At 70.8% G+C, this 24,319-nt stretch carries 29 protein-coding genes, 1 tRNA gene and 1 riboswitch; of the genes, 20 read left to right on the top strand and 10 right to left on the bottom strand.

Annotated features, from left to right (window positions below):
* Positions 1–95 precede the first annotated feature (95 nt).
* Positions 96–1,424 (bottom strand): nicotinate phosphoribosyltransferase, encoded by a 1,329-nt coding sequence (locus AB0F18_RS29450; protein ID WP_362066090.1) that lies wholly within the window; start codon positions 1,422–1,424, stop codon positions 96–98.
* Between the two features lie 91 nt (positions 1,425–1,515).
* Between AB0F18_RS29450 and clpS the strand changes: the two genes are divergently transcribed.
* From clpS to AB0F18_RS29415, 7 genes are all read left to right on the top strand, one after another.
* Positions 1,516–1,830: an ATP-dependent Clp protease adapter ClpS gene (clpS, locus tag AB0F18_RS29445; RefSeq protein ID WP_125596099.1), complete on the top strand. Its 315-nt coding sequence runs from the start codon at positions 1,516–1,518 to the stop codon at positions 1,828–1,830.
* Positions 1,830–2,429 carry a DUF2017 domain-containing protein gene (locus tag AB0F18_RS29440; protein ID WP_362066088.1) on the top strand — a complete coding sequence of 200 codons (600 nt, stop codon included), beginning with the start codon at positions 1,830–1,832 and terminating at the stop codon, positions 2,427–2,429. Before clpS ends, AB0F18_RS29440 begins: the two co-directional genes overlap by 1 nt.
* Before the next feature lie 318 nt (positions 2,430–2,747).
* Complete coding sequence (locus AB0F18_RS29435) at positions 2,748–4,199, top strand: amino acid permease (protein WP_362066086.1); 1,452 nt, start codon at positions 2,748–2,750, stop codon at positions 4,197–4,199.
* Positions 4,200–4,349: 150 nt separating this feature from the next.
* Entirely contained in the window at positions 4,350–4,772 is a 423-nt protein-coding gene (locus AB0F18_RS29430; RefSeq protein WP_362066084.1) for a M67 family metallopeptidase, read from the top strand.
* A gap of 77 nt (positions 4,773–4,849) precedes the next feature.
* Entirely contained in the window at positions 4,850–4,957 is a 108-nt protein-coding gene (locus tag AB0F18_RS29425) for a putative leader peptide (protein ID WP_311736929.1), read from the top strand.
* A 92-nt stretch (positions 4,958–5,049) separates the two neighbouring features.
* The gene (locus AB0F18_RS29420; RefSeq protein ID WP_362066082.1) at positions 5,050–5,328 is read left to right on the top strand and encodes a MoaD/ThiS family protein; all 279 of its coding nucleotides are present in this window, start codon (positions 5,050–5,052) and stop codon (positions 5,326–5,328) included.
* The gene (locus AB0F18_RS29415) at positions 5,328–6,278 is read left to right on the top strand and encodes a cysteine synthase (protein WP_362066080.1); all 951 of its coding nucleotides are present in this window, start codon (positions 5,328–5,330) and stop codon (positions 6,276–6,278) included. The genes AB0F18_RS29420 and AB0F18_RS29415 overlap by 1 nt, the downstream gene beginning before the upstream one ends.
* A 130-nt stretch (positions 6,279–6,408) precedes the next feature.
* Here AB0F18_RS29415 and AB0F18_RS29410 read toward each other — a convergent pair whose 3' ends face one another.
* Together AB0F18_RS29410 and AB0F18_RS29405 are read right to left on the bottom strand one after the other, a co-directional pair.
* The gene (locus AB0F18_RS29410; RefSeq protein ID WP_362066078.1) at positions 6,409–6,771 is read right to left on the bottom strand and encodes a DUF488 family protein; all 363 of its coding nucleotides are present in this window, start codon (positions 6,769–6,771) and stop codon (positions 6,409–6,411) included.
* A complete protein-coding gene (locus AB0F18_RS29405) occupies positions 6,768–7,190 on the bottom strand; it encodes a hypothetical protein (protein WP_362066076.1) in 423 nt (140 codons plus the stop codon). The genes AB0F18_RS29410 and AB0F18_RS29405 overlap by 4 nt, the downstream gene beginning before the upstream one ends.
* Positions 7,191–7,396: 206 nt before the next feature.
* Between AB0F18_RS29405 and AB0F18_RS29400 the strand changes: the two genes are divergently transcribed.
* Complete coding sequence (locus tag AB0F18_RS29400; protein ID WP_362066074.1) at positions 7,397–8,149, top strand: MBL fold metallo-hydrolase; 753 nt, start codon at positions 7,397–7,399, stop codon at positions 8,147–8,149.
* 73 nt (positions 8,150–8,222) lie between these two features.
* Here AB0F18_RS29400 and AB0F18_RS29395 read toward each other — a convergent pair whose 3' ends face one another.
* The gene (locus AB0F18_RS29395; protein WP_362066072.1) at positions 8,223–9,479 is read right to left on the bottom strand and encodes a PTS transporter subunit EIIC; all 1,257 of its coding nucleotides are present in this window, start codon (positions 9,477–9,479) and stop codon (positions 8,223–8,225) included.
* A gap of 252 nt (positions 9,480–9,731) precedes the next feature.
* A complete protein-coding gene (locus AB0F18_RS29390) occupies positions 9,732–11,033 on the bottom strand; it encodes a PTS transporter subunit EIIC (RefSeq protein WP_362066070.1) in 1,302 nt (433 codons plus the stop codon).
* A 236-nt stretch (positions 11,034–11,269) separates the two neighbouring features.
* On the opposite strand from AB0F18_RS29390, the gene AB0F18_RS29385 reads away from it, so the two are divergent.
* The 4 genes from AB0F18_RS29385 (at position 11,270) to rdgB (ending at position 13,456) form a co-directional block, all read left to right on the top strand.
* Positions 11,270–11,503: a PTS glucose/sucrose transporter subunit IIB gene (locus tag AB0F18_RS29385; RefSeq protein ID WP_362066068.1), complete on the top strand. Its 234-nt coding sequence runs from the start codon at positions 11,270–11,272 to the stop codon at positions 11,501–11,503.
* A 116-nt stretch (positions 11,504–11,619) separates the two neighbouring features.
* Positions 11,620–12,354 (top strand): ribonuclease PH, encoded by a 735-nt coding sequence (gene rph, locus AB0F18_RS29380; RefSeq protein ID WP_362066066.1) that lies wholly within the window; start codon positions 11,620–11,622, stop codon positions 12,352–12,354.
* A 96-nt stretch (positions 12,355–12,450) separates the two neighbouring features.
* Complete coding sequence (locus AB0F18_RS29375) at positions 12,451–12,846, top strand: hypothetical protein (protein ID WP_362066064.1); 396 nt, start codon at positions 12,451–12,453, stop codon at positions 12,844–12,846.
* A gap of 7 nt (positions 12,847–12,853) precedes the next feature.
* Complete coding sequence (rdgB, locus tag AB0F18_RS29370; protein ID WP_362066062.1) at positions 12,854–13,456, top strand: RdgB/HAM1 family non-canonical purine NTP pyrophosphatase; 603 nt, start codon at positions 12,854–12,856, stop codon at positions 13,454–13,456.
* Between the two features lie 55 nt (positions 13,457–13,511).
* Here rdgB and AB0F18_RS29365 read toward each other — a convergent pair.
* The 4 genes from AB0F18_RS29365 to bcp form a co-directional block, all read right to left on the bottom strand.
* Positions 13,512–13,586, bottom strand: a tRNA-Leu gene (locus AB0F18_RS29365).
* A 12-nt stretch (positions 13,587–13,598) separates the two neighbouring features.
* Positions 13,599–14,117 (bottom strand): HNH endonuclease, encoded by a 519-nt coding sequence (locus AB0F18_RS29360; RefSeq protein WP_362066060.1) that lies wholly within the window; start codon positions 14,115–14,117, stop codon positions 13,599–13,601.
* Entirely contained in the window at positions 14,114–14,743 is a 630-nt protein-coding gene (locus AB0F18_RS29355; protein ID WP_362066058.1) for an HNH endonuclease, read from the bottom strand. Before AB0F18_RS29355 ends, AB0F18_RS29360 begins: the two co-directional genes overlap by 4 nt.
* A gap of 140 nt (positions 14,744–14,883) precedes the next feature.
* Entirely contained in the window at positions 14,884–15,351 is a 468-nt protein-coding gene (bcp, locus tag AB0F18_RS29350) for a thioredoxin-dependent thiol peroxidase (RefSeq protein ID WP_362066056.1), read from the bottom strand.
* Positions 15,352–15,469: 118 nt separating this feature from the next.
* On the opposite strand from bcp, the gene AB0F18_RS29345 reads away from it, so the two are divergent.
* The 3 genes from AB0F18_RS29345 (at position 15,470) to AB0F18_RS29335 (ending at position 16,659) form a co-directional block, all read left to right on the top strand.
* Positions 15,470–15,787 (top strand): DUF3618 domain-containing protein, encoded by a 318-nt coding sequence (locus tag AB0F18_RS29345; protein ID WP_362066054.1) that lies wholly within the window; start codon positions 15,470–15,472, stop codon positions 15,785–15,787.
* A 49-nt stretch (positions 15,788–15,836) separates the two neighbouring features.
* A complete protein-coding gene (locus AB0F18_RS29340; protein WP_031150129.1) occupies positions 15,837–16,178 on the top strand; it encodes a co-chaperone GroES in 342 nt (113 codons plus the stop codon).
* 62 nt (positions 16,179–16,240) lie between these two features.
* Positions 16,241–16,307, top strand: a riboswitch (guanidine-III (ykkC-III) riboswitch).
* Between the two features lie 31 nt (positions 16,308–16,338).
* On the top strand, positions 16,339–16,659 hold the full coding sequence (locus tag AB0F18_RS29335; RefSeq protein ID WP_030299867.1) for a multidrug efflux SMR transporter: 321 nt from the start codon (positions 16,339–16,341) through the stop codon (positions 16,657–16,659).
* A gap of 48 nt (positions 16,660–16,707) precedes the next feature.
* On the opposite strand, the gene AB0F18_RS29330 is transcribed toward AB0F18_RS29335, so the two are convergent.
* Complete coding sequence (locus AB0F18_RS29330) at positions 16,708–19,140, bottom strand: transglycosylase domain-containing protein (RefSeq protein WP_362066052.1); 2,433 nt, start codon at positions 19,138–19,140, stop codon at positions 16,708–16,710.
* Between the two features lie 174 nt (positions 19,141–19,314).
* On the opposite strand from AB0F18_RS29330, the gene AB0F18_RS29325 reads away from it, so the two are divergent.
* The 5 genes from AB0F18_RS29325 to AB0F18_RS29305 all read left to right on the top strand — a co-directional run bounded on the left by AB0F18_RS29325 (position 19,315) and on the right by AB0F18_RS29305 (position 24,274).
* Positions 19,315–20,118: an ABC-2 family transporter protein gene (locus AB0F18_RS29325; RefSeq protein WP_362066050.1), complete on the top strand. Its 804-nt coding sequence runs from the start codon at positions 19,315–19,317 to the stop codon at positions 20,116–20,118.
* 97 nt (positions 20,119–20,215) lie between these two features.
* Positions 20,216–21,007 carry an ABC transporter permease gene (locus AB0F18_RS29320; protein ID WP_362066096.1) on the top strand — a complete coding sequence of 264 codons (792 nt, stop codon included), beginning with the start codon at positions 20,216–20,218 and terminating at the stop codon, positions 21,005–21,007.
* A gap of 15 nt (positions 21,008–21,022) precedes the next feature.
* Positions 21,023–21,985 carry an ATP-binding cassette domain-containing protein gene (locus AB0F18_RS29315; protein WP_362066094.1) on the top strand — a complete coding sequence of 321 codons (963 nt, stop codon included), beginning with the start codon at positions 21,023–21,025 and terminating at the stop codon, positions 21,983–21,985.
* A gap of 114 nt (positions 21,986–22,099) precedes the next feature.
* Positions 22,100–22,834 carry a DUF1707 domain-containing protein gene (locus AB0F18_RS29310; protein ID WP_362066048.1) on the top strand — a complete coding sequence of 245 codons (735 nt, stop codon included), beginning with the start codon at positions 22,100–22,102 and terminating at the stop codon, positions 22,832–22,834.
* Positions 22,835–22,999: 165 nt separating this feature from the next.
* The gene (locus AB0F18_RS29305) at positions 23,000–24,274 is read left to right on the top strand and encodes a DUF445 domain-containing protein (RefSeq protein ID WP_362066092.1); all 1,275 of its coding nucleotides are present in this window, start codon (positions 23,000–23,002) and stop codon (positions 24,272–24,274) included.
* The last annotated feature ends 45 nt before the right edge of the window (positions 24,275–24,319 follow it).

Here is a 24,319-nt window from a genome sequence, read left to right as displayed (position 1 = left end):
CGGCCCCGGCCCGCAGGCCCCCGCCACGGCCCGCGGGCCCGGCCCCCGCCCAGGGGCCGACCCCGGGGCGGGGTGGCGCGCCGGCGGGGCGGGGGCTACGCGTACTCCGTCGGGATCACCGGTTCGCCCCGCGACAGCTGCGTCGCCGAGAGCGGGAGGCCGGCGCGGGCCTCGTGGTGGCGGGTGCGGGCCGTGTCCAGGGGCTCGCGGGCCACCACCTCGCCCGCCTTGACCAGCTGGACCAGGAGCTGCCGGTCCGCCAGGGCCGCCGGGACCGGCCCGGTCCCGACCACCTCGGCCTCCGCCACGCCGTCGGCGTCCAGCCGGCGGGCCGCCCACTTGCGGCCCCCGATCGACGTCTTCCCGCCCGAGGACTTCTTCGCCACCGGCACCAGCGGCGCCTTCGGGTCGGCCGACTCCGCCCGTGCGACCAGCTTGTAGACCATCGAGCACGTCGGGTGCCCGCTGCCCGTCACCAGCTGCGTGCCCACGCCGTACGCGTCCACCGGCGCCGCCGCCAGCGAGGCGATGGCGTACTCGTCCAGGTCGGACGTGACCACGATCCGCGTGTCCGCCGCCCCCAGCTCGTCCAGCTGCTGCCGCACCCGGTGCGCGACCAGCAGCAGGTCGCCGGAGTCGATCCGGACCGCGCCCAGCCCGGTCCCGGCCACCTCCACCGCCGTGCGGACGGCCTCCGCCACGTCGTAGGTGTCCACCAGCAGGGTGGTTCCGGAGCCCAGCGAGGCCACCTGCGCGGTGAACGCGTCCCGCTCCCTGTCGTGCAGCAGCGTGAAGGCGTGGGCGCTGGTGCCGACCGTCGGGATCCCGTACCGGAACCCGGCCGCCAGGTCGGAGGTCGAGGTGAAGCCGCCGACGTACGCGGCCCGCGAGGCCGCGACCGCCGCCAGCTCGTGCGTCCGGCGCGCGCCCATCTCGATCAGCGGCCGGTCGCCCGCCGCCGAGGCCATCCGGGAGGCGGCGGCCGCGATGGCGGAGTCGTGGTTCAGGATCGACAGGATGACGGTCTCCAGCAGCACGCACTCGGCGAAGCTGCCCTCGACCCGCAGGACCGGCGACCCGGGGAAGTAGACCTCCCCCTCCGGGTAGCCCCAGATGTCACCCGAGAAGCGGTACGAGGCCAGCCAGTCCAGGGTCCGCATGTCGACGACGGCCCGCTCGCGCAGGAACTCCAGCACGGCTCCGTCGAAGCGGAAGTTCTCCACGGCGTCCAGGACGCGTCCGGTCCCGGCCAGCACCCCGTAGCGCCGCCCCTCGGGCAGGCGCCGGGTGAAGACCTCGAAGACCGATCGGCGGTCGGCCGTGCCGTTGGCCAGGGCGGCCTGCAGCATCGTGAGCTCGTAATGGTCGGTGAAGAGCGCTGTCGACGGCACGTCCACCGGCAGGCCCAGGTCCGCAGGGTTCATGACACGGATGCTAGCGCACATTTCGTCAAAGTGACGAGATGTAGGGGGCGGAGGGGGCCCGTTTGTGCGACGGGCCCGTCACAGTGGCAGCATGGGACAAGTGAGTGTCGCTCCCATTGAGATCGAACGGACCGAATCGGCCGAGGAGACCTTCGCGGTCCCGGAACCGGACGTCCCCTGGGTGACCCTGGTCCACAACGACCCGGTCAACCTCATGAGCTACGTGACGTACGTGTTCCAGGCGTACTTCGGCTACCCCAAGGACAAGGCGACCAGGCTGATGCTCGACGTCCACAACAAGGGACGGGCGGTCGTCTCCAGCGGCACCCGCGAGGAGATGGAGCGCGACGTGCAGGCCATGCACGGCTACGGGCTCTGGGCGACCCTCTCGCAGGACCGCAACTGATGGGCGGCGTGTTCGAGCCCCTGAAGGGCGGCGGGGCCGCCGTCGCGCTGGACGAGATCGAGATCTCCATCCTGCGCTCCCTCGCGGTGCAGCTGCTGGAGCTGATCGGCCCGGGCGAGCCCGAGCCCGCCGAGGACGCCGACCCGCTGGCCGTGCTGTTCGCCGCCGAGGGCCCCACCGAGCCCCCGTCCGACCCGGCGCTGGCCCGGCTCTTCCCCGACGCCTACGGGGGCCCCGGCGCGGGCCCCGAGGAGGACCCGGAGGAGCTGCGCGCGCGCTCGGCGGAGTTCCGCCGCTTCACCGAGAACGACCTGCGCACCCGCAAGCGGGAGGACGCGCTGGCCGTCGTGCGCAGCCTCGACGCGCTCACCCCGGCCGGCGACGGCGCGGCGGTGCTGGAGCTGAGCGGGGAGCTGCCGCTGCGCTGGCTCGGCGCCCTCAACGACCTGCGGCTGACCATCGCGGCCCGGCTGGAGATCACCGAGGACGAGCAGAGCGGGGAGTTCTACCGGCTGCCGGACGACGACCCCCGCAAGCCGATGGTGATGGCCTACCTCTGGCTGGGCGGGCTCCAGGAAACCCTCATCGAAACCCTCTGAGATTCCTCAAGTGCGCACACTGTTCGCTCAGCGGACGCTCAAATCCGGATAACGATCAGATCACCGCCATGCGGTGATCTGATTTGTTTCAGGCCATTTGTCCCGATTTACCCGTGCACTGCGTCGTATTTCGCCCCTTCCTCACCCTCCTAAGCGCGTGATAAATCTTCACGACCGCCGACGGGACGCCACCCATGTCCCCCGGCCCGCTTGAACCGGCTGACCGCCGGGTGCAACTCCATCCGTATCCGGGGGGATCGAGGACCCGATCCGCAGCCGTTCGAGGCGCGGGTCGGCGTGGAGAAAGGCGCACCAAACATGACCTCTGTGCAGGTCGAGCAGCACGACAGGACGCCCGGTGAGGGCGTGCAGGGCGAAGGCGACGGCGAGGGTTACCACCGCGCGCTCGGCGCCCGCCAGATCCAGATGATCGCGATCGGCGGGGCCATCGGCACCGGCCTGTTCCTGGGCGCGGGCAAGGCGATCTCCAAGGCCGGGCCCAGCCTGATCCTGGCCTACGCCATCGTCGGCCTGGTCATCTTCTTCATCATGCGGGCCCTGGGCGAACTGCTCATGTACCGCCCCGTCTCGGGCTCCTTCTCCGACTACGCCCGCGAGTTCCTCGGCCCGTTCTGGGGGTACGCGACCGGCTGGACGTACTGGCTGTTCTGGGTCGTCACCGGCATCACCGAGGTCACCGCCGCCGCGAAGTACATGTCGTACTGGACGCACGACAGCTTCCCGCAGTGGGCCTACGCGCTGATCTTCACGGTCATCCTCTACGCCGCCAACCTGATCTCCGTGAAGCTCTTCGGCGAGCTGGAGTTCTGGTTCTCCATGGTCAAGGTCACCGCCATCGTCGGCATGATCCTGATCTGCGCCGGCATCCTCACCATCGGCTTCTCCGACGCCGCCGCCGGCGCCTCCGTCTCCAACCTGTGGAACGACCGCGGCTTCTTCCCCAACGGCATCGGCGAGACGCTGATGACCCTGCAGATCGTCGTGTTCGCCTTCCTCGCGGTCGAGCTGGTCGGCGTCACCGCCGGCGAGTCCAAGGACCCGGCGAAGACCCTGCCCAAGGCCATCAACACCGTGCCGTGGCGCATCGCCGTCTTCTACGTCGGCGCGCTCATCATGATCATGTCGGTCATCCCGTGGTCCAACTTCAAGGCCGGCGAGAGCCCCTTCGTCCTCGCCTTCGAGAAGATGGGCCTGGGCGTCGGCGCCGCGATCGTCAACTTCGTCGTCCTGACGGCCGCCCTGTCCTCCTGCAACTCGGGCATGTACTCCACCGGCCGCATGCTGCGCGACCTCGCGCTCAACGGCCAGGGCCCGAAGTTCTTCACCAAGCTCACCAAGAGCGGCACCCCGCTCGTGGGCACCACCTTCTCCGCCGCCCTCATGCTCGTCGGCGTCTGGATCAACTACGTCGCCCCCGGCCAGGCCTTCGACTACGTCGTCTCCTTCGCCACCATCTCCGGCATGTGGGCCTGGATCGTCATCCTCCTCTGCCAGATCCGCTACCGCGCCAAGGCCGACCGGGGCGAGCTGTCCCAGTCCCCCTTCCGCACCCCCGGCGCGCCGTACACCAGCTGGTTCTCCCTGGCCTTCATCGGCATGGTCATCGTGATGATGGGCCTCGACAAGGACTCCCGCGTCTCGCTGTACTGCGCTCCGCTGTGGGCCCTGATCCTCGGCGTGTCCTACCTGGTCCTCAAGAGCCGCAACCCCGAGGGAGCCGCGTTCGAGAAGGCCTCGGCCTCCTCGTAACCGCACCCACGGACCACGGGTCCCGGCCGCCTGTCACGGCCGGGAACCGCGCTCCTCCGGACCTCGTGTCCAGGCTGTGCTCGTCCAAGATATGGGCCCTCCCGTACCACACCTCGGTACAGGAGGGCCCGTCTGCTTATCCTGTGGCTCATGCTGACCCTCACCCAGGCCCTGTACGACCAGATCGTCGAACACGCCCGCAAGGACCACCCCGACGAGGCGTGCGGCATCGTGGCCGGCCCGGCGGGCACCGGCCGTCCGGAGCGGTTCATCCCGATGCTCAACGCGGCCCGCTCGCCCACGTTCTACGAGTTCGACTCGAAGGACCTGCTGAAGCTCTACCGCGACCTCGACGACCGGGACGAGGAGCCCGTGATCGTCTACCACTCGCACACCGCGACCGAGGCCTACCCCTCGCGCACCGACGTCACCTACGCCAACGAGCCCGGCGCGCACTACGTCCTCGTCTCCACGGCCGACGCCGACGGCCTGGGCGAGTTCCAGTTCCGCTCGTACCGGATCGTCGACGGTGTGATCACGGAGGAAGAAGTGCAGGTCGTGGAGGCCTACTGACCACCATGTGAGCCGAAGGCGTCCAGGATGCGGGATCACACTCCAAACGGGGGACCGGGAATCGTTAACATGACCGCATGGTTTCCCACGACGTGAGCATCGAGACGCCCGGCAGGCTGCTGCTCGTGGCGCGGCTGCACGTCGACCTGTGCCGCCTCGCCAGCGCCATCTGTCCTGCCGCCTGAGCACCACGGCCCCGCGCGCCGGACGCACCGGCGCGCCCTGTTCTTCCTGCTCTTCTCGCCTTTTCCTCCTTCAGACACTGGAGCCCGCTGCCATGGCCATCGAGGTCCGCATCCCCACCATCCTCCGCACCTACACCGACGGCGAGAAGGCCGTGACCGGCGAGGGCGCCACCCTCTCCGAGCTGTTCGCGGACCTGGAGACCCGTCACAAGGGCATCGAGGAGCGCATCGTCGAGGGCGGCCAGCTGCGCCGCTTCGTGAACGTCTACCTCAACGACGAGGACGTCCGCTTCATCGACGGCATCGCCACCGCCCTCAAGGACGGCGACAGCGTCACCATCCTCCCGGCCGTGGCCGGCGGCTCGAAGTAATGCGGTACGACTCCCCGCTCGCGGCGGTCGGCAACACCCCGCTGGTCCGCCTGCCGCGGCTGTCCCCCTCGGAGGACGTCCGGATCTGGGCCAAGCTGGAGGACCGCAACCCGACCGGCTCGATCAAGGACCGCCCGGCGCTCCACATGATCGAGCAGGCGGAGAAGGACGGCCGCCTCTTCCCCGGCTGCACCATCCTGGAGCCCACCTCCGGCAACACGGGCATCTCGCTCGCCATGGCCGCGAAGCTCAAGGGCTACCGGATCGTGTGCGTGATGCCGGAGAACACCTCGCAGGAACGCCGCGACCTTCTCGCGATGTGGGGAGCCGAGATCATCTCGTCGCCGGCCGCGGGCGGTTCGAACACCGCGGTGCGGGTGGCGAAGGAACTGGCCGCCGAGCACCCCGACTGGGTGATGCTCTACCAGTACGGCAACCCGGACAACGCGGGCGCCCACTACGCCACGACCGGCCCGGAGATCCTGGCGGACCTCCCCTCGATCACCCACTTCGTGGCGGGCCTGGGCACGACGGGCACCCTCATGGGCGTCGGCCGCTACCTGCGCGAGCACGTGCCCGGGGTGAAGATCGTGGCCGCGGAGCCGCGCTACGACGACCTCGTCTACGGCCTGCGCAACCTCGACGAGGGCTTCGTCCCCGAGCTGTACGACGCGTCGGTCCTGACGACCCGCTACTCGGTGGGCTCGGCCGACGCGGTGACCCGCACCCGTGAACTCCTCCAGCAGGAGGGCATCTTCGCGGGCGTCTCCACCGGCGCCGCCCTACACGCGGCGATCGGCGTGGGCCGCAAGGCGGTCGCCGCCGGCGAGTCGGCGGACATCGTCTTCGTCGTGGCCGACGGGGGCTGGAAGTACCTGTCGACGGGCGTGTACACGGCGGCGACGACCGAGGAAGCGATCGAGGTCCTCCAGGGCCAGCTCTGGGCGTAGGCCCCTGGGGCTCACACGCCGGCGGGGCCGGATGGTGCCGCTGCGCGGCACTATCCAGCCCGCGCCGGGGGCACCTCCCAGCGGTAGCCGGGGGAGTTCGAGCAGCGGGACCCGCGCCCAGCCGACGGGGTCACTCCGCGAGGTGCTCCGCCAGGATCGCCGCGTGGCTGTCCCCCGGGTCACGGACCGCCGTGAGCAGGGTCAGCGGACCGGAAGCCGCAAGCCGCCGCAGCCGCTCCAGCTCCGCCACCGCCCCCGGCTCCGCCAGCTCCGCCTCGTACCGCGCCCGGAACTCGTCCGCCGAGCCCCCGCCGTGGAACCACTTCCGCAGCTCCCCGGAGGGAGTCACCGCCTTCGGCCACTCGTCGACCGCCGCCGCCTCCTTCGACAGCCCCCGCGGCCACAGCCGGTCCACGAGGACCCGTACGCCGTCCGCCCCCGGCTCGGGGGGATCGTAGACGCGCCTCAGCCGGACGTTGCTCCGGGTGGTCATCCGCCACCGCCTCCCAGTCCCTTGGCCTCGTCCCACAGCGCCGGGTCCAGCGTCCCCAGCCTCCGCCGGAACTCCCACACCGAGACCTCCTCCGGCCGGTCCGCCTCCAGGAAGCCGCCGCGCCCCTGGACGCCGACCATCCCCGGCGGCAGCGGGATGACCCCGGGCCGCCGGTCGTCGTACTTCCCCACGATCCACGCCACCCGCGCCGACTCCCGGTGCGGCCGCACCGACAGCACCAGGCAGGGCCGCCCGTCCGCCACCGACCACAGCTCGCCGGTCCGTACCCGCGGCGGCGGCCCGAGCCCGTGCGGCGGCGCCGGCGGCGCGCCCGCCCGCCGCCTGACGTGCCAGGGGACCAGCACCGCCACAACCACGGCGACCGCCGCCACCACGGCGAACCACCAGGACGTGTCCATGGACCGACCGTAGCCGGGTGAGGGGCCCCGGGCGCGGCAGCGACGCGGCAACGCCCGTACCCCTCGTCGCTCCCCTGGGTGACAGCACAGGTGATTCCTCCCACAACGGCCTGCCGCGGAGGAGCGACCGGAGGTTTCGCGCCTTACGCTCGACGCACGCACGGCCCGCAATCCGTCCACGGACCGTCCACGGAGGTTCACGCTCCATGAAGCTCACCGTCGTCGGCTGTTCGGGGTCCTTCCCGTCCGCGGATTCGGCTTGTTCGAGCTATCTCGTCGAGGCCGACGGCTTCCGGCTGCTCCTCGACATGGGCAACGGCTCCCTCGGTGCGCTGCAGCGCCACTGCGGTCTCTACGACCTCGACGCGATCTTCCTGAGCCATCTGCACGCCGACCACTGCATCGACATGTGCGCCTACTTCGTCGCCCGTTTCTACCGGCACGAGGGCGGCCGCTGCGGCCCCCTCCCCGTGTACGGGCCGGAGGGCACGGAGCAGCGTCTGACCACGGCCTACGACGACGTCCCGGACGAGCGCTCGATGAGCGAGGTCTTCGACTTCCGCACCCTGAAGTCCGGCAGCTTCGAGATCGGCCCGTTCACGGTCCGCACCGAGCGGGTCAGCCACCCGGTGGAGTCGTACGGGATCCGCGTCGAGCACGGCGGGCGGGTGCTGGCGTACTCCGGGGACACCGGGGTCTGCCCCGAGCTGGGGATGCTGGCCGAGGGCGCGGACCTGTTCCTGTGCGAGGCCTCCTTCACGCACGGCAAGGAGGCCATCCCGGACCTCCACCTGAACGGGCGGGAGGCCGGGGAGTACGCGCGCGGCGGCCGGGTCGGGCGGCTGGTGCTGACGCACATCCCGCCGTGGACGGACGCCGGGCAGAACCTGGCGGACGCCCGCGCCGTCTACGACGGCCGCGTCGACCTCGCGTACGCCGGTGCCGTCTACGAGATCTGACGGGACGACGACGGAGCCCCCGCCTCCCTTCCGGGAGAGCGGGGGCTCCGTCGCGTAGTGCCGCCTGCGAGGCCTACTTCGCCTCGGCCTTCGCCAGCTCGGCGAGCTCCTCGTCGGACTCGCGGCCCGGCGTCGGGATGTTCCACTTGGTGATCGCGAAGCGGAAGATCACGTAGTAGAGCGCCGCGAAGCAGAGGCCGACCAGCGCCAGGCCCGCCGGGTTGGTGGCCTTGCCCAGGTTCAGCAGGTAGTCGATGGCGCCGGCGGAGAAGCCGAAGCCGTCCTTCATGCCCAGCGCCCAGGTCAGGGCCATGGAGACACCGGTCAGGACCGCGTGGACGGCGTAGAGCACCGGCGCGATGAACATGAAGGTGAACTCGATGGGCTCGGTCACACCGGTGACGAACGAGGTCAGAGCGAGGGAGAACATCATGCCGCCGACGACCTTGCGGCGCTCGGGGCGGGCGCAGTGGACGATCGCGAGGCACGCGGCCGGCAGGGCGAACATCATGATCGGGAAGAAGCCGGTCATGAACTGTCCGGCGCTCGGGTCGCCGGCGAGGAAGCGGGCGATGTCGCCGCTCTTGCCGTTGTACTCGCCCGCCTGGAACCACGGGAAGGAGTTGAGCAGGTGGTGCATGCCGACCGCGATCAGACCGCGGTTGGCGACGCCGAAGATGCCCGCGCCGACGGCGCCCGAGCCGACGAGCCACTCGCCCATGTTGTGCAGACCGGTGCCGAGGACCGGCCAGATGAGACCGAAGACGATGCCGATCAGCAGGCCGGCGAAGGCCGAGAGGATCGGGACGAGGCGGCGGCCGCCGAAGAAGCCCGCCCACTCGGGCAGCTTGGTCCGGTAGAACTTCTGGTAGATCAGGGCGACGACGAGGCCCATCACGACGCCGCCGAGCACCTTGGCGTCGACGGGCGCGTCGACCATGACCACCTTGCCGTCGACCGCCTTGGCGATCTTCGGGAGGTTGGAGTCGGTGAACGTGGCGAGCACGTTCTTGAAGACCAGGTAGCCGGTGACGGCCGCGAGGGCGGTCGAGCCGTCCGACTTCTTCGCGTAGCCGATCGCGATGCCCACGGCGAACAGCAGCGCCATGTTGTCCAGGATCGCGCCGCCGCCCGCGGACATGTAGCCGGCGATCTTGTTGATGAACTCCGGCATCGAGGCCGAGCCCAGCATGTCCTTGTCGCCGAGACGGACCAGCAGTGCGGCGGCCGGCAGCACCGCGACGGGGAGCATGAGGCTCCGGCCGATGCGCTGCATGACGGCCATCACGCCAGCGCCCTTCTTCTTCTCCGCAGCGGTCGCTGTGGACATGGGCTTCCTCCAGTGGGCAAGGCGCTGCCAGGGGACAGGGGAAAATGGGGGTGGCGGCGTCCTCGGAAGAGACCTCTGGCTGCTCGGCAGCTGCATGGTCTACACCATTAGGTGGTGTAGACCAGTTGTAGCACGGTCGGGGTTAGATAAGGAACCTTCGATTTTGTGTGGCCTGGAACACAGGACGAAGGGCCTCCGGATCGTCGGATCCGAAGGCCCTGGCCCTGTGTCACACGGGGATGGCGGCGACGGCTACGCCTTGGTGTTCTCCGCCTGCATCGCCGCGATCTCCTCGTCCGACTCCCGCCCCGGCGTCGGGATGTCGAACACCGTGATGGCCACGCGGAAGACGACGTAGTACACGACGGCGAAACACAGGCCGATCGGAATGATCAGCCAGGGCCTGGTCGCCAGCCCCCAGTTGATGACGTAGTCGATCAGGCCCGCCGAGAAGCTGAACCCGTCGTGCACCCCCAGCCCCCACGTCACCGCCATCGACACCCCCGTGAGCACGGCGTGGACCGCGTACAGCAGCGGCGCCACGAAGAGGAAGGAGTACTCCAGCGGCTCCGTGATGCCCGTGACGAAAGAGGTCAGACCCACCGACAGCATCAGCCCGCCGACCTCCGCCCGCCGCTGCGGCTTCGCACAGTGCGCGATCGCCAGCGCCGCCGCCGGCAGCGCGAACATCATGATCGGGAAGAACCCGCTCAGGAACTGCCCCGCCGCCGGGTCACCCGCCAGGAACATGTTGATGTCACCGTGCTTCACCTGCCCCTCGGGCGTCGTGTACGTCCCGAACTGGAACCACACCGGCACGTTCAGGAACTGGTGCAGCCCGATCACCAGCAGCGCGCGGTTCGCCACACCGAAGATCCCCGCACCCCACGCCCCCAGGCCGATCAGCCAGTCGGAGAAGCTCTCCAGCGCGTCACCCACCGGCGGCCAGATCCACAGGCACACCACGGCGAAGACGATCGCGACGAACGACATGATGATCGGCACGAGCCGGCGGCCGTTGAAGAAGCCCAGCCAGTCCACCAGCTTCACCCGGTGGTAGCGCTGCCAGAACCAGGCGGTCAGCAGCCCCATGACGATCCCGCCGAACACCCCCGGATTCTGGTACGTGTACCCCGCGAAGGTGTCCGCCGACGTCAGGCAGCCGCCCGCGATGTCCCTCGTCCCCGCCGGACACTTCTTCGGGAACGCGTGCAGCACCCCCCGGTAGACCAGGAACCCGGCGACCGCGGCGAGGGCGGTGGAACCGTCCGCCTTCTTGGCCATGCCGATCGCCACACCCACGCAGAACAGCAGCGGCAGACCCAGATCCGCGTCGAGCAGCGCCCCGCCCGCACCCGCCATCACCTTCGCGACCCGCGTCCAGTCCAGCCCGTCCTTGCCGAACACGTCCTGCTGCCCGAGCCGGTTGAGGATGCCCGCGGCAGGCAGCACGGCGATCGGCAGCTGGAGGCTGCGCCCCATCTTCTGCATCCCCTGGAAGAGGCCGTTCCACCACTGGTGCCGTGGCGCCGCCGCCGCGCTGCTCGCGCTCATCCGCGTCCTCCCTGGGCCGGCCCGTTTTTGGCAGTCGCAGTACGTGCGGCACACTGGTGTAGACCAGTTGTGGGCAGGCTGCTGCTGATCGTCATCCTTCGGCAGACGCCCCGCTCCTGCTCGCGTAGATAGGCCAACCGTGAGCGACCGTGAGCTACCGTGACGAAGCGGGCGCAGCGGACGCAGCTGGTCACGGCCGCCGAGACTCGTTCTTCGCCACACTCAGGGAGAAACACATGGCCACCAAGGCTGAGAAGATCGTCGCCGGGCTCGGCGGAATCGAGAACATCGAAGAGGTCGAGGGCTGCATCACCCGCCTGCGCACCGAGGTCCTCGACCCCGCCCTCGTCGACGAGGCCGCCCTCAAGGCCGCCGGCGCCCACGGCGTCGTCAAGATGGGCACCGCGATCCAGGTCGTCATCGGCACCGACGCCGACCCCATCGCCGGCGAGATCGAAGACATGATGTGAACCGCCTGTGAACCGCCCCGCGCGGCATGAAGCGGCATGAAGAGGACCCCGTACCGGCCCGACCGGACGGGGTCCACTCGTACCCGCCCACCCCCGCACCGACTAGGCTCAGAGCCATGTCTCGCATCGACGGCCGTACGCCCGAACAGCTCCGCCCGGTCACCATCGAACGCGGATGGAGCAAGCACGCCGAGGGCTCCGTCCTCATCTCCTTCGGAGACACCAAGGTCTTCTGCACCGCCTCCTTCACCGAAGGCGTCCCCCGCTGGCGCAAGGGCAGCGGCGAGGGCTGGGTCACCTCCGAATACTCGATGCTCCCCCGCTCCACCAACACCCGCGGCGACCGCGAATCCGTCCGAGGCAAGATCGGCGGCCGCACCCACGAGATCTCCCGCCTGATCGGCCGCTCGCTGCGCGCCGTCATCGACTACAAGGCCCTCGGCGAGAACACCATCGTCCTGGACTGCGACGTCCTCCAGGCCGACGGCGGCACCCGCACCGCCGCCATCACCGGCGCCTACGTCGCCCTCGCCGACGCCATCGCCTGGGGCCAGCAGAAGAAGCTGATCAAGGCCGGCCGCAAGCCCCTCACCGGCACCGTCGCCGCCGTCAGCGTCGGCATCGTCGACGGCGTCCCCCTCCTCGACCTCTGCTACGAGGAGGACGTGCGCGCCGAGACCGACATGAACGTCGTCTGCACCGGCGACGGCCGCTTCGTCGAGGTCCAGGGCACCGCCGAGGGCGAGCCCTTCGACCGCAAGGAGCTCAACGCGCTCCTCGACCTCGCCGCCGGCGGCTGCGCCGACCTCGAAGCCCTCCAGCTCGGCGCGCTGGACCTCCAGGCCCCGTAGCAACCGCGCGGCGCGGGCACGCGTCCACACCGGTACGGGCGCACGGTCTCACGGCCGCGCGCCCGTACCCGTATCCACACCACCGGGGGGACCCGCATGAACCTCACCCAGCCGAAACTCAAGGTCGCGGCCGTGGCCCTGGCCGCCGCCCTCACCGTCCCGGCCCTCACCTCCTGCGACGCCATCTCCACCGCCATGGACTGCGCCAACACGGCGGTGGCCATAGCCGACAGCGTCAACGACCTCCAGCAGGCCGTCTCGAACGCCGGCAACAGCGTCCAGGACACCCAGAACGCACTGAACCAGATCGACGCGAACCTGAAGAAGATCAAGGACACGACCGGCAACGCCGACCTCGGCAAGGCCGTCGATTCCATGGGCACGGCCGTCAAGAACGTCCGCACGTCCGTGGAGCAGGGCAACACCGCCCCCGACATCAAGCCGGTCGCCGACGCCGCCGCGGAGATCACGAAGGTCTGCACCCCGGGATAATGGCGGTATGACCCGCCTGATCCTCGCCACCCGCAACGCGGGTAAAGTCACCGAGCTCCGCGCCATCCTGTCCGACGCCGGCCTGCCGCACGAGCTGGTCGGCGCGGACGCGTACCCGGAGATCCCGGACGTCAAGGAAACCGGCGTCACCTTCGCCGAGAACGCCCTCCTCAAGGCCCACGCCCTCGCGCAGGCCACCGGCCACCCCGCCATCGCCGACGACTCCGGCCTGTGCGTCGACGTCCTGAACGGCGCCCCCGGCATCTTCTCGGCCCGCTGGGCCGGCGCCCACGGCGACGACCGGGCCAACCTGGAACTGCTCCTGAGCCAGCTGAGCGACATCCCCGACGAACACCGCGGCGCCCACTTCTTCTGCGCAGCCGCCCTGGCCCTCCCGGACGGCACCGAACGCGTCGTCGAGGGCCGCCTCCTGGGCACCCTGCGCCACACCCCGGTGGGCGGCGGCGGCTTCGGCTACGACCCGATCCTCCAGCCGCAGGGCGAAACCCGCACCTGCGCGGAACTCACGGCCTCGGAAAAGAACGCCATCTCCCACCGAGGCCAGGCCTTCCGCGCCCTGATCCCGGTCCTGCGGGAACTGCTGGGCTGAGGCCCGGGTACGCCGACGGCCGGCCTCCCCGGATGGGGGAGACCGGCCGTTGATGTGGGCCCGGTGGGACTCGAACCCACGACACACCGGACCTAAACCGGCGCCCTCTGGCCAGCTGGGGTACGGGCCCAACGCGGCTACTTTACTGTGCCCGTACCTGGGTTGTGCCGCGAGATCGTTTCGCGAACGTTCCTGTCTGGCTGTGGCAGGACGGGCAGAGGTAACGGAGGTTCTCGCGGCGGTTGTCCAGCCTGTCTCCGTTGATGTGGTCGATCTCCAGGACGAGCCGCTTGCCCTGCCAGGTATCGCCGATTCCGCATGCGTCGCAGACGTGGGGTATGCCGAGGTCGTCCAGCGCACGGCGCAGCACGGCGGTCTTCTCGCGGGCCGATCCGGCGTCGGAACGCCGCAGGACGGCATCGGCCGATCTGCGGTTCGGGGCCGGGCGTCCGGCGGTATGGCCCTGCCCGGTGAAGTGCGCGGTCGACAGCCCGTATTCCTCGATGCTCCGCCGGGCCCGCGCCCGCCCCGAGCCGCTGAGCTCGTGTTGCCCCAGCGCTCGCATCACTGCCGCCATGCTCCGGGACTCGGCGACGGCGCGAGTGATCTCCTCGCGCCCGAAGATCCGTTCGCCTCGGGCCGTGTACCACTGACGGCTCATGAGGTCCTCCGGCGCTTCCGTCGCCCGCGGTAGGTGTCCGTCGCGGCATGACAGTTGGGGCACAGGAGTCGGAGGTTCTCCGGCCGGTTGTCCCACCAGTCGCCGCTGACATGATCGACTTCGTGGCGGAGCGGCCGACCGTTCCACTCCACCCCGACACCGCACTCCGCGCACTTCTCCGGCACGCCGGAGTCGAGGAGCGCCCGGCGCAGCCGCTCTCCCGGAACCCGACCGTCCTCGGGAGACCTGAGTGCGAGCATGGGTCCCAAGGATCCCTTCGGGCGTGCTCGCCGTGACGTCTGGAAGTGTGACGTGTCGATGCCCAGCGCCGCTATGCGCCGGCTGATGTGCGTCTGGTTGCCACCGACCTGGCTGATGCCGAGCCGAGCGACCACCTCCTTGACGGATGTCGAGGCCGCGACCAGCTCGCGCAGCCGTTCCTCCGTGTGCCGCACCCACTGTGTGGGGAAGTGCGAGAAGTCGACCCCCGCTTCCGTCATCTTTGCGCGGATGTAGCGCCTTGAGCCCGGCGTCGGTATGCCTCCGCACCATCGGACTGCGTCGTCGAAGTTCTCCGTCGACCGGGCCGCCTCTTCCAAGAGCTCCCGCGTGTACCGCACCGCCATCGTTCCCCTCCGTATCGTTCCGGCCGTGTGTTCGTGGCCTCGTACGGGCTAACGAACCCGGTGTGCGGACGGTTACGTCCGATAAGCGGAGCGGCCCGCGCCGGGTGGGGGCGGGCCGCTTCGGAAGGGTGGGCGGGGGGTCAGATGCCCAGGTCCTTGATGATCTTCGCTACGTGGCCGGTCGCCTTGACGTTGTAGAAGGCGTGCTCGACCTTGCCCTCCTCGTCCACGACCACCGTGGAGCGGATGACCCCGGTCACCGTCTTGCCGTACAGCTTCTTCTCGCCGAACGCCCCGTACGCCGCCAGGACCTCCTTCTCCGGGTCGCCGACCAGGGTCACCTTCAGGTGCTCCTGCTCGCGGAACTTCGCGAGCTTCTCCGGCTTGTCCGGGGAGACGCCGATGACGTCGTAGCCGGCCGTGGCCAGGACGTCCAGGTTGTCCGTGAAGTCGCAGGCCTGCTTCGTGCAGCCCGGGGTCAGGGCCGCCGGGTAGAAGTACACGATCACCTTGCGGCCCTTGTGGTCGGCCAGCGAGACCTCGTTGCCGTCCGCGTCGGGCAGGGTGAAGGCGGGGGCGGTGTCGCCCGGCTGGAGTCGCTCGCTCATGTCAGTGCTCTCCTCGGGAGGGGATCCGTACGGCATGAGCCTAAGCTGACTGAGCTGACAGACTGTCCATGACGGATCAAGCCCATACAAGACGAGACACGACGACGGAGGCAGCGCGGTGCCGGAAGCCAGGACCCCCGCACAGATCGAGGCGGACATCGTCCGCCGCCGCGAGCAGCTCGCCGAGACGCTCGACGAGATCGGCGTGCGCATGCATCCGCAGACGATCATCGGGGACGCGAAGGCCAGGGTCGCCTCGACGGTCGACCACACCGCCGGCCGCGCCGTCGCGTGCGCCAACCGGCTGATCACCGACGTGAAGGACGGCCTGCGCCACGAGGACGGCGCGCCGCGCATCGAGCGGATCGTGCCGGTGGCGCTGCTCGCGGTCGGGGTGGTCGGGCTGCTCGTGGTCTCCGTGCGCCGCAAGCGGTGATGCGGACCCTCAGGAGCGCGCGGTGCGCGGGGACAGGTAGGTTCGAGGCGTGAGCGAGAACACCACCCACGACAAGCTGCCCATCCGCATGCTCCACGACCGCGTGCTCGTGAAGTCCGATTCCCCCGAGGGAGAGCGCCGCTCGGGCGGCGGGATCCTGATCCCGGCGACGGCCGCGGTGGGCAAGCGGCTCGCCTGGGCCGAGGTGGTCGCGGTCGGGCAGAACGTGCGGAGCGTGGAGCCGGGCGACCGCGTGCTGTACGACCCCGAGGACCGCGCCGAGGTCGAGGTGCGCGGAGCGACGTACGTGCTGATGCGCGAGCGGGACCTGCACGCCGTGGCGGCGGAGCGGCTGGAGGGGTCGAAGGACTCCACCGGGCTGTACCTGTAGGGACGGGAGCGGGGAGAAGGGCTGGTGACCCTGGTCACCGGCCCTTTTGCACGCCCTTTGCTACGGTGGTGGGGAACCGCCCCGACGAGACGCGCCGTACCGGGTAGCTGGACGCAAAGACGACGCACCCCGTTTCGCTCTCGTCCCGGAGGTGCCTGTCATGGCCTGGGTTCTTCTTCTCGTCGCCGGTCTCCTTGAGGTCGGCTGGTCGATCGGCATGAAGTTCACCGAGGGCTTCACCCGGCTGTGGCCGTCCGTCTTCACCGGCGCCGGGATCGTCGCCAGCATGGTGCTGCTGTCCTGCGCCGCCAAGTCCCTGCCCATCGGTACGGCGTACGGGGTGTGGGTGGGCATCGGTGCGGCCGGTGCGGCGGTGCTCGGCATGGCGGTGCTGGGGGAGCCCGTCACCGCCGCCCGGATCTTCTTCATCTGTCTGCTGCTGGTCGCCGTGGTGGGGCTGAAGGCCACCTCCGGTCACTGACCGGTCGGCCCGTCGCGGCCCGGCACGGCCTGCCCTGGTCGCCCGTGGTCATTCGAGGAACGCCGACGGGGGGCGGCGGCGGGGGGTGAGGCCGCCGCCGGTGGTCTGGCCGCCGGTGGTCTGGCCGCCGTTGGTCTCGCCGCCCGTGGTCTCGCCGCCGGTGGTCTGGCCCCCGTTCGTCTGGCCGCCGTTCGTCTGGCCGCCCTGGGTCTGGCCCCCGTTCGTCTGGCCCCCGTTCGTCTGGCCCCCGTTGGTCTGGCCGCCCTGGGTCTGGCCGCCGTTGTTCTGCCCGCCCTGGTTCTGCCCGCCGTTGTCCTGGCCGCCGTTCGGCGGGGTCGGCGGGGTGGGCCGGCCCGTCTCCGGCAGCCACGGCGGGCGGCTGCCCTGAGGCTGCTGCGGGGTGCTGGGCTGGACCGGCGGCGGGAGCTGGGCCGCGCCCGGCTGCAGCTCCAGGTCGAAGTCCACCGGCTCCGCGCCCTCCAGGGCCTTCTTCGTGTACGCCGCCCAGATCCGCGCAGGGAAACCGCCGCCCCCGACGCGGGCCTCGCCCAGCGCCCCGTACAGGGACTGCAGGGTGCCCGTGTCCGGGTCCTGGCCCATGACCGAGACGACCGTCACCAGGTCCGGGGTGTACGCGGCGAACCAGGCGGCCCGGTCCAGCTCGGCGGTACCGGTCTTGCCCGCCGCCGGGTGGCCGGCCGCGAGGGCCTCGGTGCCGGTGCCGTTGTCCACGACGCTGACCAGCATGGACGTGGTCGTGTCGGCGGCCTCCCGGGTGACGGCCTGCTGCGGGGTGCGGTCGGGCAGGTGCAGGCTGTCGCCCTCCTTGGTGATCTTCTCCACCAGGGTGTACGGGGTGCGGCGGCCGTGGTCGGCGAGGGTGGCGTACGCCTGGGCCATGTCCAGCACGCTGGCCTGCATGGTGCCCAGCGCCATGGCCGGGCCGACGACGAGGTTCGGGGTGTCCTCGGGGATGCCGAGGCCGATCGCCGTCTGCTTGACCTTCTCCGTGCCGACGTCGACGACCATCTGGGCGAAGACCGTGTTCACGGAGAGGTCGGTGGCGGTGTTGACGGTGATGGGACCGTACGACTGCTGGCCCTCGTTCTCCGGGGCGTACGGGATCCGGGTGCCGACGACGCGGCGCTTGTTGTCGCCGTTGTAGATGGTGTTCGGGGTGATCCGGCGGCCGTCCTGGGTGCGGGAGTCGTTCTCGACGGCGGAGGCGAACACGAACGGCTTGAAGGTGGAGGCCACCTGGTAGTCGTGCCGGGTCGCGTTGTTGACGTACTGCTTGGTGTAGTCGACGCCGCCGTACATGGCGACGACCTTGCCGGTGGCCGGGTCGATGGAGACCCCTCCCGCCCGCACCACCCGGTCCGCGGGGCGCGCCGCCGGGTCGAGCTTGTCGGCCATCTGCTTCTGGACGGCGTCGACGAAGGCGTTCTCGCGGCGCTTGTCGAGGGTGGTGGTGATCCGGTAGCCGCCCTCGGCGAGGGTCTTGTCGTCGAGGATCTTGTGCTCGCTGATGTAGTCCTTGACGGCCTCGACCAGGTAGCCGCGCTGGCCGGACAGACCGGCGGCGGGGCGGACCTTCCCGGGCTCGGGGAAGGCGGCCGCGGTGCGCTCCTGGGGGGTCATCCACTTCTTCTTGACCATGCCGTCGAGCACGTAGTTCCAGCGGGCGACCGCGCGGTCGCGGCTCTGGGGGTGGGAGACGACGTCGAAGGCGCTGGGGGAGTTGAGGAGGGTGGCGAGGTAGGCGCCCTCTGCGGTGGAGAGCCGGTTGACGTCCTTGCCGTAGTAGGCCTGGGCGGCGGCCTGGATGCCGTACGCGTTGCGGCCGAAGTAACTGGTGTTCAGGTAGCCCTCAAGGATGTAGTCCTTCGACTTCTCGCGACCGAGTTTGATCGCGATGAAGAACTCCTTGACCTTGCGGTTGATCGTCTGTTCCTGGCCCAGGTAGTAGTTCTTGACGTACTGCTGGGTGATGGTGGAGCCGGACTGCGTGCCCTTGCCGGTCGCGGTGTTCCAGGCGGCGCGGAGCATCGCCTTGGGGTCCACCGCCCGTTCGGAGTAGAAGTCCCGGTCCTCGGCGGCCAGTACGGCCTCCTGGACACTGCGGGGGACCTGGGACAGCGGGACGTTGACGCGGTTGACCTCGCCGTCGCGGGCGAGCTGGGAACCGTCGGCGTAGAGGTACACGTTGGACTGGGCGGTGGCCGCCGCGTTGGCCGGGGGGATGTCGACCAGCAGGTAGCCGGCGACGAGCGCGCCGCCGATCAGCAGGAGCAGCAGCAGGATCCCGCCCACGACCATCCGCCAGGTGGGGAGGAAGCGGCGCCATCCGGTGCGCCTGCGCTTGGACTTGCTGTCGGGCGCGGGCTTGCCGTCGGGCCTGTGTCCGCCGCCCGGCTCGGGGTTCTTCGGAGTGTCCGGGTCGCGAGGCGTCCAGCCCGGGGGTGGTGACTGGTCGCTCATCTCCGGAACTCCTCGTGACCGTGTGAAATATCCACATCCGTACCTCATGGTGTCTACCCGATGGCCGGTGGTTCCGCTCCGGACGGGCATAAAACGGTCGCGTGGCTCGCCCCTCCGCACTAAGCTCGCGCGCTTTGGCCGACGTAGGAACGACGTGGGAAACGGAGGGATACGGTGCGTCTCTATCTGGCCGTCGCGGCCGGCGGGTTCCGGCGCTACGCGGCCTACGGGACGGCGACGGCGGCAGGGGTGTTCACCAACACCGTCTTCGGCTTCATCGTCGCGTACACGTACATCGCCCTGTGGGACGAGCGCCCCCACCTCGGCGGCTACGACCAGGCGCAGGCCCTCACCTTCGTCTGGGTCAGCCAGTCCCTGCTGGCGGCCGGTTCGCTCATCGGCGGCGGCTTCCAGGACGAGCTCCAGGAACGCATCCGTACGGGTGACATCGCCGTCGACCTGTACCGCCCGGCGGACCTCCAGGCCTGGTGGCTCGCCGCCGACCTGGGCCGGGCGGGCTTCCAGCTGCTGGGGCGCGGGCTGCTGCCCCTGGTGGCGGGGGCGTTCGCCTTCACCCTCGCGCTGCCGTCCGATCCGCTGCGCTGGCTGCTGTTCCTGGTGTCGGTGGGGCTCGGGCTGGTCGTCGGGTTCGGGATCCGGTACCTGCTGGCGCTGGCGGCGTTCTGGCTGCTGGACGGCACCGGCGTCAACCTGATGGCCGCCGTCGTGACCATCTTCTGCTCCGGGATGCTGCTGCCGCTGACCGTCTTCCCCGGCGGCTTCGGCGAGGCGGTGCGGCTGCTGCCCTGGGCGGCGCTGCTCCAGGTCCCGCTGGACGTGCTGCTCGGCACCCACGCCGGGGCCGGGGGAGCCGTACGGGCGCTGGGCTTCCAGGCCCTGTGGGCGCTGGTCCTGCTGGGCGCGGGGCGGCTGGTGCAGTCGGCGGCCACGCGGAAGGTGGTGGTCCAGGGTGGCTGAGGCCGAGGCCGATCTGGTGGTGACCCGTACGCGGGAAGCCTCGTACGGGGGGCCGTACGAGGCGGCGTGGGGGCCCCTCGGCCGGTTCCGGGAGGGGCTGCGCGGCTACCGGCTGATCGTGGGGATGTGGATCCGCTCGACGATGACGTACCGGGCGTCGTTCCTGCTGGCCACCTTCGGGAACGCCGCCGTCACGGTCCTCGACTTCGTCGCGATCGCCGTGAAGTTCTCCCACGTGGAGGCGCTCGGCGGCTTCACCCTGCCCGAGATCGCCCTCCTCTACGGGGCCTGCTCGGCCTCCCTGGGCCTGGCGGACCTGCTCCTCGGCAACACCGACCGGGTCGGCGCCCGGATCCGCGACGGCTCCCTCGACACCATGCTGGTGCGCCCCGTCCCGCTGCTCGCGCAGGTCGCCGCGGACCGGTTCGCGCTGCGCAGGCTGGGGCGGATCGCGCAGGGACTGGGGGTGCTGGGCTGGGCGCTGTCGGTGCTGGACGTGCAGTGGACGCCGGGGAAGGTGCTGCTGGTGCCGGTCATGGTGGTGGCCGGGGCGGGGATCTTCGGCGGGGTGCTGGTGGCGGGCGCGGCCTTCCAGTTCGTCGCCGGGGACGCGGCGGAGGTGCAGAACTCCTTCACGTACGGGGGCTGCACCATGCTCCAGTACCCGCCGACGGTGTTCGCGAAGGAGCTGCTGCGCGGGGTGACGTTCGTCGTCCCGCTGGCCTTCGTCAACTGGCTGCCCGCGCTGTACGTGCTGGGGCGGCCCGATCCGCTGGGGTTGCCGGGGTGGGTCGCGTACCTGAGCCCGCTGGTGGCCTTCGCGGTGTTCCTGCCCGCGTCGCTGGCGTGGCGCGCGGGTGTCCGTTCGTACCGGAGCACGGGGAGCTAGGCGGCTGTGGGAACTGTGTCGGATGTGCTCGTCTCTGTGGACGGGGCCGAGAAGGTCTTCGACGTGCGGCGCCGGGCGGGGCTGTTGCGCCGGGAGAAGCGGCAGGTCAGGGCGGTGGACGGGATCAGCTTCGAGGTGGCGCGGGGCGAGGTCGTCGGCTACATCGGGCCCAACGGCGCCGGGAAGTCCACCACGATCAAGATGCTGACGGGGATCCTCACCCCGAGCGGCGGCCGGCTGCGGGTCGCGGGCATCGACCCCTCGCGGGAGCGGATGCGGCTCGCGCACCGGATCGGGGTGGTCTTCGGACAGCGCACCACGCTGTGGTGGGACCTCCCGCTGAAGGACTCGTACGGGCTGATGCGCCGGATGTACCGGATCCCGGAGTTCCGGTTCCGGGAGAACCTGGACCGCTGCGTGGAGCGCCTGGACCTCGGCGCCCTGCTCGACGTACCGGTACGGCAGCTGTCGCTGGGCCAGCGGATGCGGGGGGACATCGCGGCGGCGCTGCTGCACGATCCGGAGGTGCTGTACCTGGACGAGCCGACGATCGGGCTGGACGTGGTGAGCAAGGCGCGGGTACGGGGCTTCCTGCGGCAGCTGAACGAGGAGCTCGGGACGACGGTGCTGCTCACGACGCACGACCTCCAGGACATCGAGCAGCTGTGCGAGCGGGTGATGGTGATCGACCACGGCCGGCTGATGTACGACGGGGCGCTGGGCGGGCTGCACGCGATGGGGGAGGGCGGCGAGCGGACGCTGGTGGTGGACCTGGAGCGGGAGCTCCCGCCGCTGGAGGTGGCGGGGGCGCGGGTGGTACGGGTGGAGGGGCCGCGGCAGTGGCTGGCGTTCCCGGCCCGGGAGTCGGCGGCGCCGCTGGTGGCGGCGGTGGCGGCGCGGTACCCGCTGCTGGACCTGTCGGTGCGGGAGCCGGACATCGAGGACGTGATCGCGCGGATGTACGCGGGGCGGGGGTAGGGGGCCGGGCCGGGCCGGGAGCGGGAAGGTAGGGGGAAATCAGGGTCGGTCCCCGGGTGGGGACCGGGGTCCGGGCCGTTCTGCCGGGCGGCTTCTCTGCATAGTCTGGCGCGCATGAGTGACGAGCGCCCGGAGCAGGCGACGCCGGAGAAGACCTCGCTGGAGAAGGCCCCTCAGGGGGAGGCGGCCCCGTCCATGAGGGCGTCGGACGCCGACCGTGAGCGGGTGGTCGAGCGGCTGCGGGACGCCGTGGCGGAGGGCCGGCTCGACATGGAGGAGTTCGAGGAGCGGCTGGAGGCGGCGTACAAGTCCCGCACCTACGCGGAACTCGAACCCCTGACCCAGGACCTCCCGGCGCCCGAGTCCTCCTCGGCCCTCGCCTACGCCCCCGGCCCCGTCTCCGCCACGTCGTCCTGGCAGTCCCGGATCGGCGGTGCGGCGGGCTCCTCGTCGGCGGTCGCGGTCATGTCCGGGTTCCAGCGCAAGGGGCGCTGGACGGTGCCCGCGCAGTTCAACGCGGTGGCCTTCTGGGGCGGCGGCGAGCTGGACCTGCGCGAGGCCGACTTCGCGGCGCCCGAGGTCGTCATCACCTGCGTGGCCATCATGGGCGGCATCGAGATCACGGTCCCGCCGGGCGTCGAGGTCGACGTACGGGGCATCGGCATCATGGGCGGCTTCGACCAGGGCCGCTCCCTGGAGAACCGCCCGGAACCGGGCGCTCCGCGGGTGGTCGTCAACGGCCTCGCCTTCTGGGGCGGGGTGGCGGTCAAGGTCAAGTCGCCGAAGCCGCCCAAGGAGCCCAAGGGCGGGAAGAAGCTGGGCGGGGACGACGTCCACAAGGAGCTCTGACCGCTGCCCGGACCCCGGTTGCGGCGCGCCGGGAACTCCGGGGGCCTCCCGGGAGTCGGATGCTATGCAGACAAAACCGGCCATCGGGGGAGGCAGGAGCAGCACGTGAAGGATGAGGTGGCGGCAACGCCGACGTCAGCGCCGGCCGCAGGGGCGGCGCCGCCCGTGCGTGGCGCGTTCGTCTTCAGCGAGGCGGACGAGGAGCGGCGGCGTGGCGTCCGTCGTATGAAGACCACGGCCACGGGCCTGCTGATCCTGGTCGCCGTGGTCTACGTCCTGGCCACGTGCGCCCGGCAGGCCTGGGGTGCGGGCGGATGGGCCGGGTACGTGGCCGCCGCGGCGGAGGCGGGCATGGTCGGCGCCCTCGCGGACTGGTTCGCCGTCACGGCCCTCTTCCGGCGGCCGCTGGGCCTGCCGATCCCCCACACGGCGATCATTCCGACGAAGAAGGACCAGCTGGGGATCTCGCTGGGGGAGTTCGTCGGCGAGAACTTCCTGTCCGCGGAGGTCGTACGCGCCCGCCTCCGCGCGCTGGGCATCGGCGGCCGGCTCGGGTCCTGGCTGGCCGAGCCCGAGCACGCCGACCGGGTCACGGCCGAACTGGCCACCGCCCTGCGCGGGGCCCTGACGGTGCTCCGTGACTCCGACGTGCAGGCCGTCGTGGGCGAGGCGATCACGCGCAGGGCGGAGGCGGCGGAGATCGCGCCGGGCCTCGGCAAGACCCTGGAGCGCGTCGTCGCCGACGGCGGCCACCACCGGGCGGTGGACCTGATCTGCGCCAAGGCCCACGACTGGCTGGTCACCCACGGGGAGTCGGTCGTGGACGCCGTCCAGGGCGGGGCCCCCGGCTGGACCCCGCGGTTCGTCGACCGGAAGATCGGCGACCGCGTGCACAAGGAGCTGCTGCGGTTCGTCACGGAGATGCGCGACATGCCGGGCCACCCGGCGCGGGGGGCGGTGGACCGCTTCCTGACGGACTTCGCGGCGGACCTCCAGTCGGACACGGAGACGCGGGCCCGGGTGGAGCGGCTGAAGTCCGAGATCCTGGCGCGGGGCGAGGTCCAGGACGTGATCGCCTCGGCGTGGACGGCGGTCCGCTCGATGATCATCTCGGCGGCGGAGGACGAGCGCAGCGAGCTGCGGCTGCGGGTCAGGTCCTCGCTGATGTCCCTGGGCGCGAGACTGGCCACGGACGGCCGGCTGCAGGGGAAGGTGGAGGGCTGGATCGAGGGCGCGCTGGTGTACGTCGTCACGACGTACCGCGCGGAGATCACCTCGCTGATCACGGACACGGTGGCGGCCTGGGACGCGGAACACACCTCCCGCAAGATCGAGGCCCACATCGGCCGCGACCTCCAGTTCATCCGCATCAACGGCACGGTGGTGGGCGCCCTGGCGGGGCTGCTGATCTATTCGGTGTCGCGGGTGTTGGGGGGGTAGGGGTAGGGGGAGGGGGGAGGGGGAGGGGGAGGGGGAGGGGGAGGG

This window comes from Streptomyces sp. NPDC029216 (assembly GCF_040648015.1).
Lineage (GTDB): Bacteria > Actinomycetota > Actinomycetes > Streptomycetales > Streptomycetaceae > Streptomyces.
The sequence above is the reverse complement of the archived record's forward strand: the minus strand, read 5'-3'. Positions and strand labels throughout refer to the sequence as shown.

Coding starts and splice junctions, on each gene's coding strand:
- AB0F18_RS29450 (WP_362066090.1), bottom strand. CDS start 1,424: ATGAACCCTGCGGACCTGGGCCTGCCGGTGGACGTGCCGTCGACAGCG.
- clpS (WP_125596099.1), top strand. CDS start 1,516: ATGGGACAAGTGAGTGTCGCTCCCATTGAGATCGAACGGACCGAATCG.
- AB0F18_RS29440 (WP_362066088.1), top strand. CDS start 1,830: ATGGGCGGCGTGTTCGAGCCCCTGAAGGGCGGCGGGGCCGCCGTCGCG.
- AB0F18_RS29435 (WP_362066086.1), top strand. CDS start 2,748: ATGACCTCTGTGCAGGTCGAGCAGCACGACAGGACGCCCGGTGAGGGC.
- AB0F18_RS29430 (WP_362066084.1), top strand. CDS start 4,350: ATGCTGACCCTCACCCAGGCCCTGTACGACCAGATCGTCGAACACGCC.
- AB0F18_RS29425 (WP_311736929.1), top strand. CDS start 4,850: ATGGTTTCCCACGACGTGAGCATCGAGACGCCCGGCAGGCTGCTGCTC.
- AB0F18_RS29420 (WP_362066082.1), top strand. CDS start 5,050: ATGGCCATCGAGGTCCGCATCCCCACCATCCTCCGCACCTACACCGAC.
- AB0F18_RS29415 (WP_362066080.1), top strand. CDS start 5,328: ATGCGGTACGACTCCCCGCTCGCGGCGGTCGGCAACACCCCGCTGGTC.
- AB0F18_RS29410 (WP_362066078.1), bottom strand. CDS start 6,771: ATGACCACCCGGAGCAACGTCCGGCTGAGGCGCGTCTACGATCCCCCC.
- AB0F18_RS29405 (WP_362066076.1), bottom strand. CDS start 7,190: ATGGACACGTCCTGGTGGTTCGCCGTGGTGGCGGCGGTCGCCGTGGTT.
- AB0F18_RS29400 (WP_362066074.1), top strand. CDS start 7,397: ATGAAGCTCACCGTCGTCGGCTGTTCGGGGTCCTTCCCGTCCGCGGAT.
- AB0F18_RS29395 (WP_362066072.1), bottom strand. CDS start 9,479: ATGTCCACAGCGACCGCTGCGGAGAAGAAGAAGGGCGCTGGCGTGATG.
- AB0F18_RS29390 (WP_362066070.1), bottom strand. CDS start 11,033: ATGAGCGCGAGCAGCGCGGCGGCGGCGCCACGGCACCAGTGGTGGAAC.
- AB0F18_RS29385 (WP_362066068.1), top strand. CDS start 11,270: ATGGCCACCAAGGCTGAGAAGATCGTCGCCGGGCTCGGCGGAATCGAG.
- rph (WP_362066066.1), top strand. CDS start 11,620: ATGTCTCGCATCGACGGCCGTACGCCCGAACAGCTCCGCCCGGTCACC.
- AB0F18_RS29375 (WP_362066064.1), top strand. CDS start 12,451: ATGAACCTCACCCAGCCGAAACTCAAGGTCGCGGCCGTGGCCCTGGCC.
- rdgB (WP_362066062.1), top strand. CDS start 12,854: ATGACCCGCCTGATCCTCGCCACCCGCAACGCGGGTAAAGTCACCGAG.
- AB0F18_RS29360 (WP_362066060.1), bottom strand. CDS start 14,117: ATGAGCCGTCAGTGGTACACGGCCCGAGGCGAACGGATCTTCGGGCGC.
- AB0F18_RS29355 (WP_362066058.1), bottom strand. CDS start 14,743: ATGGCGGTGCGGTACACGCGGGAGCTCTTGGAAGAGGCGGCCCGGTCG.
- bcp (WP_362066056.1), bottom strand. CDS start 15,351: ATGAGCGAGCGACTCCAGCCGGGCGACACCGCCCCCGCCTTCACCCTG.
- AB0F18_RS29335 (WP_030299867.1), top strand. CDS start 16,339: ATGGCCTGGGTTCTTCTTCTCGTCGCCGGTCTCCTTGAGGTCGGCTGG.
- AB0F18_RS29330 (WP_362066052.1), bottom strand. CDS start 19,140: ATGAGCGACCAGTCACCACCCCCGGGCTGGACGCCTCGCGACCCGGAC.
- AB0F18_RS29310 (WP_362066048.1), top strand. CDS start 22,100: ATGAGTGACGAGCGCCCGGAGCAGGCGACGCCGGAGAAGACCTCGCTG.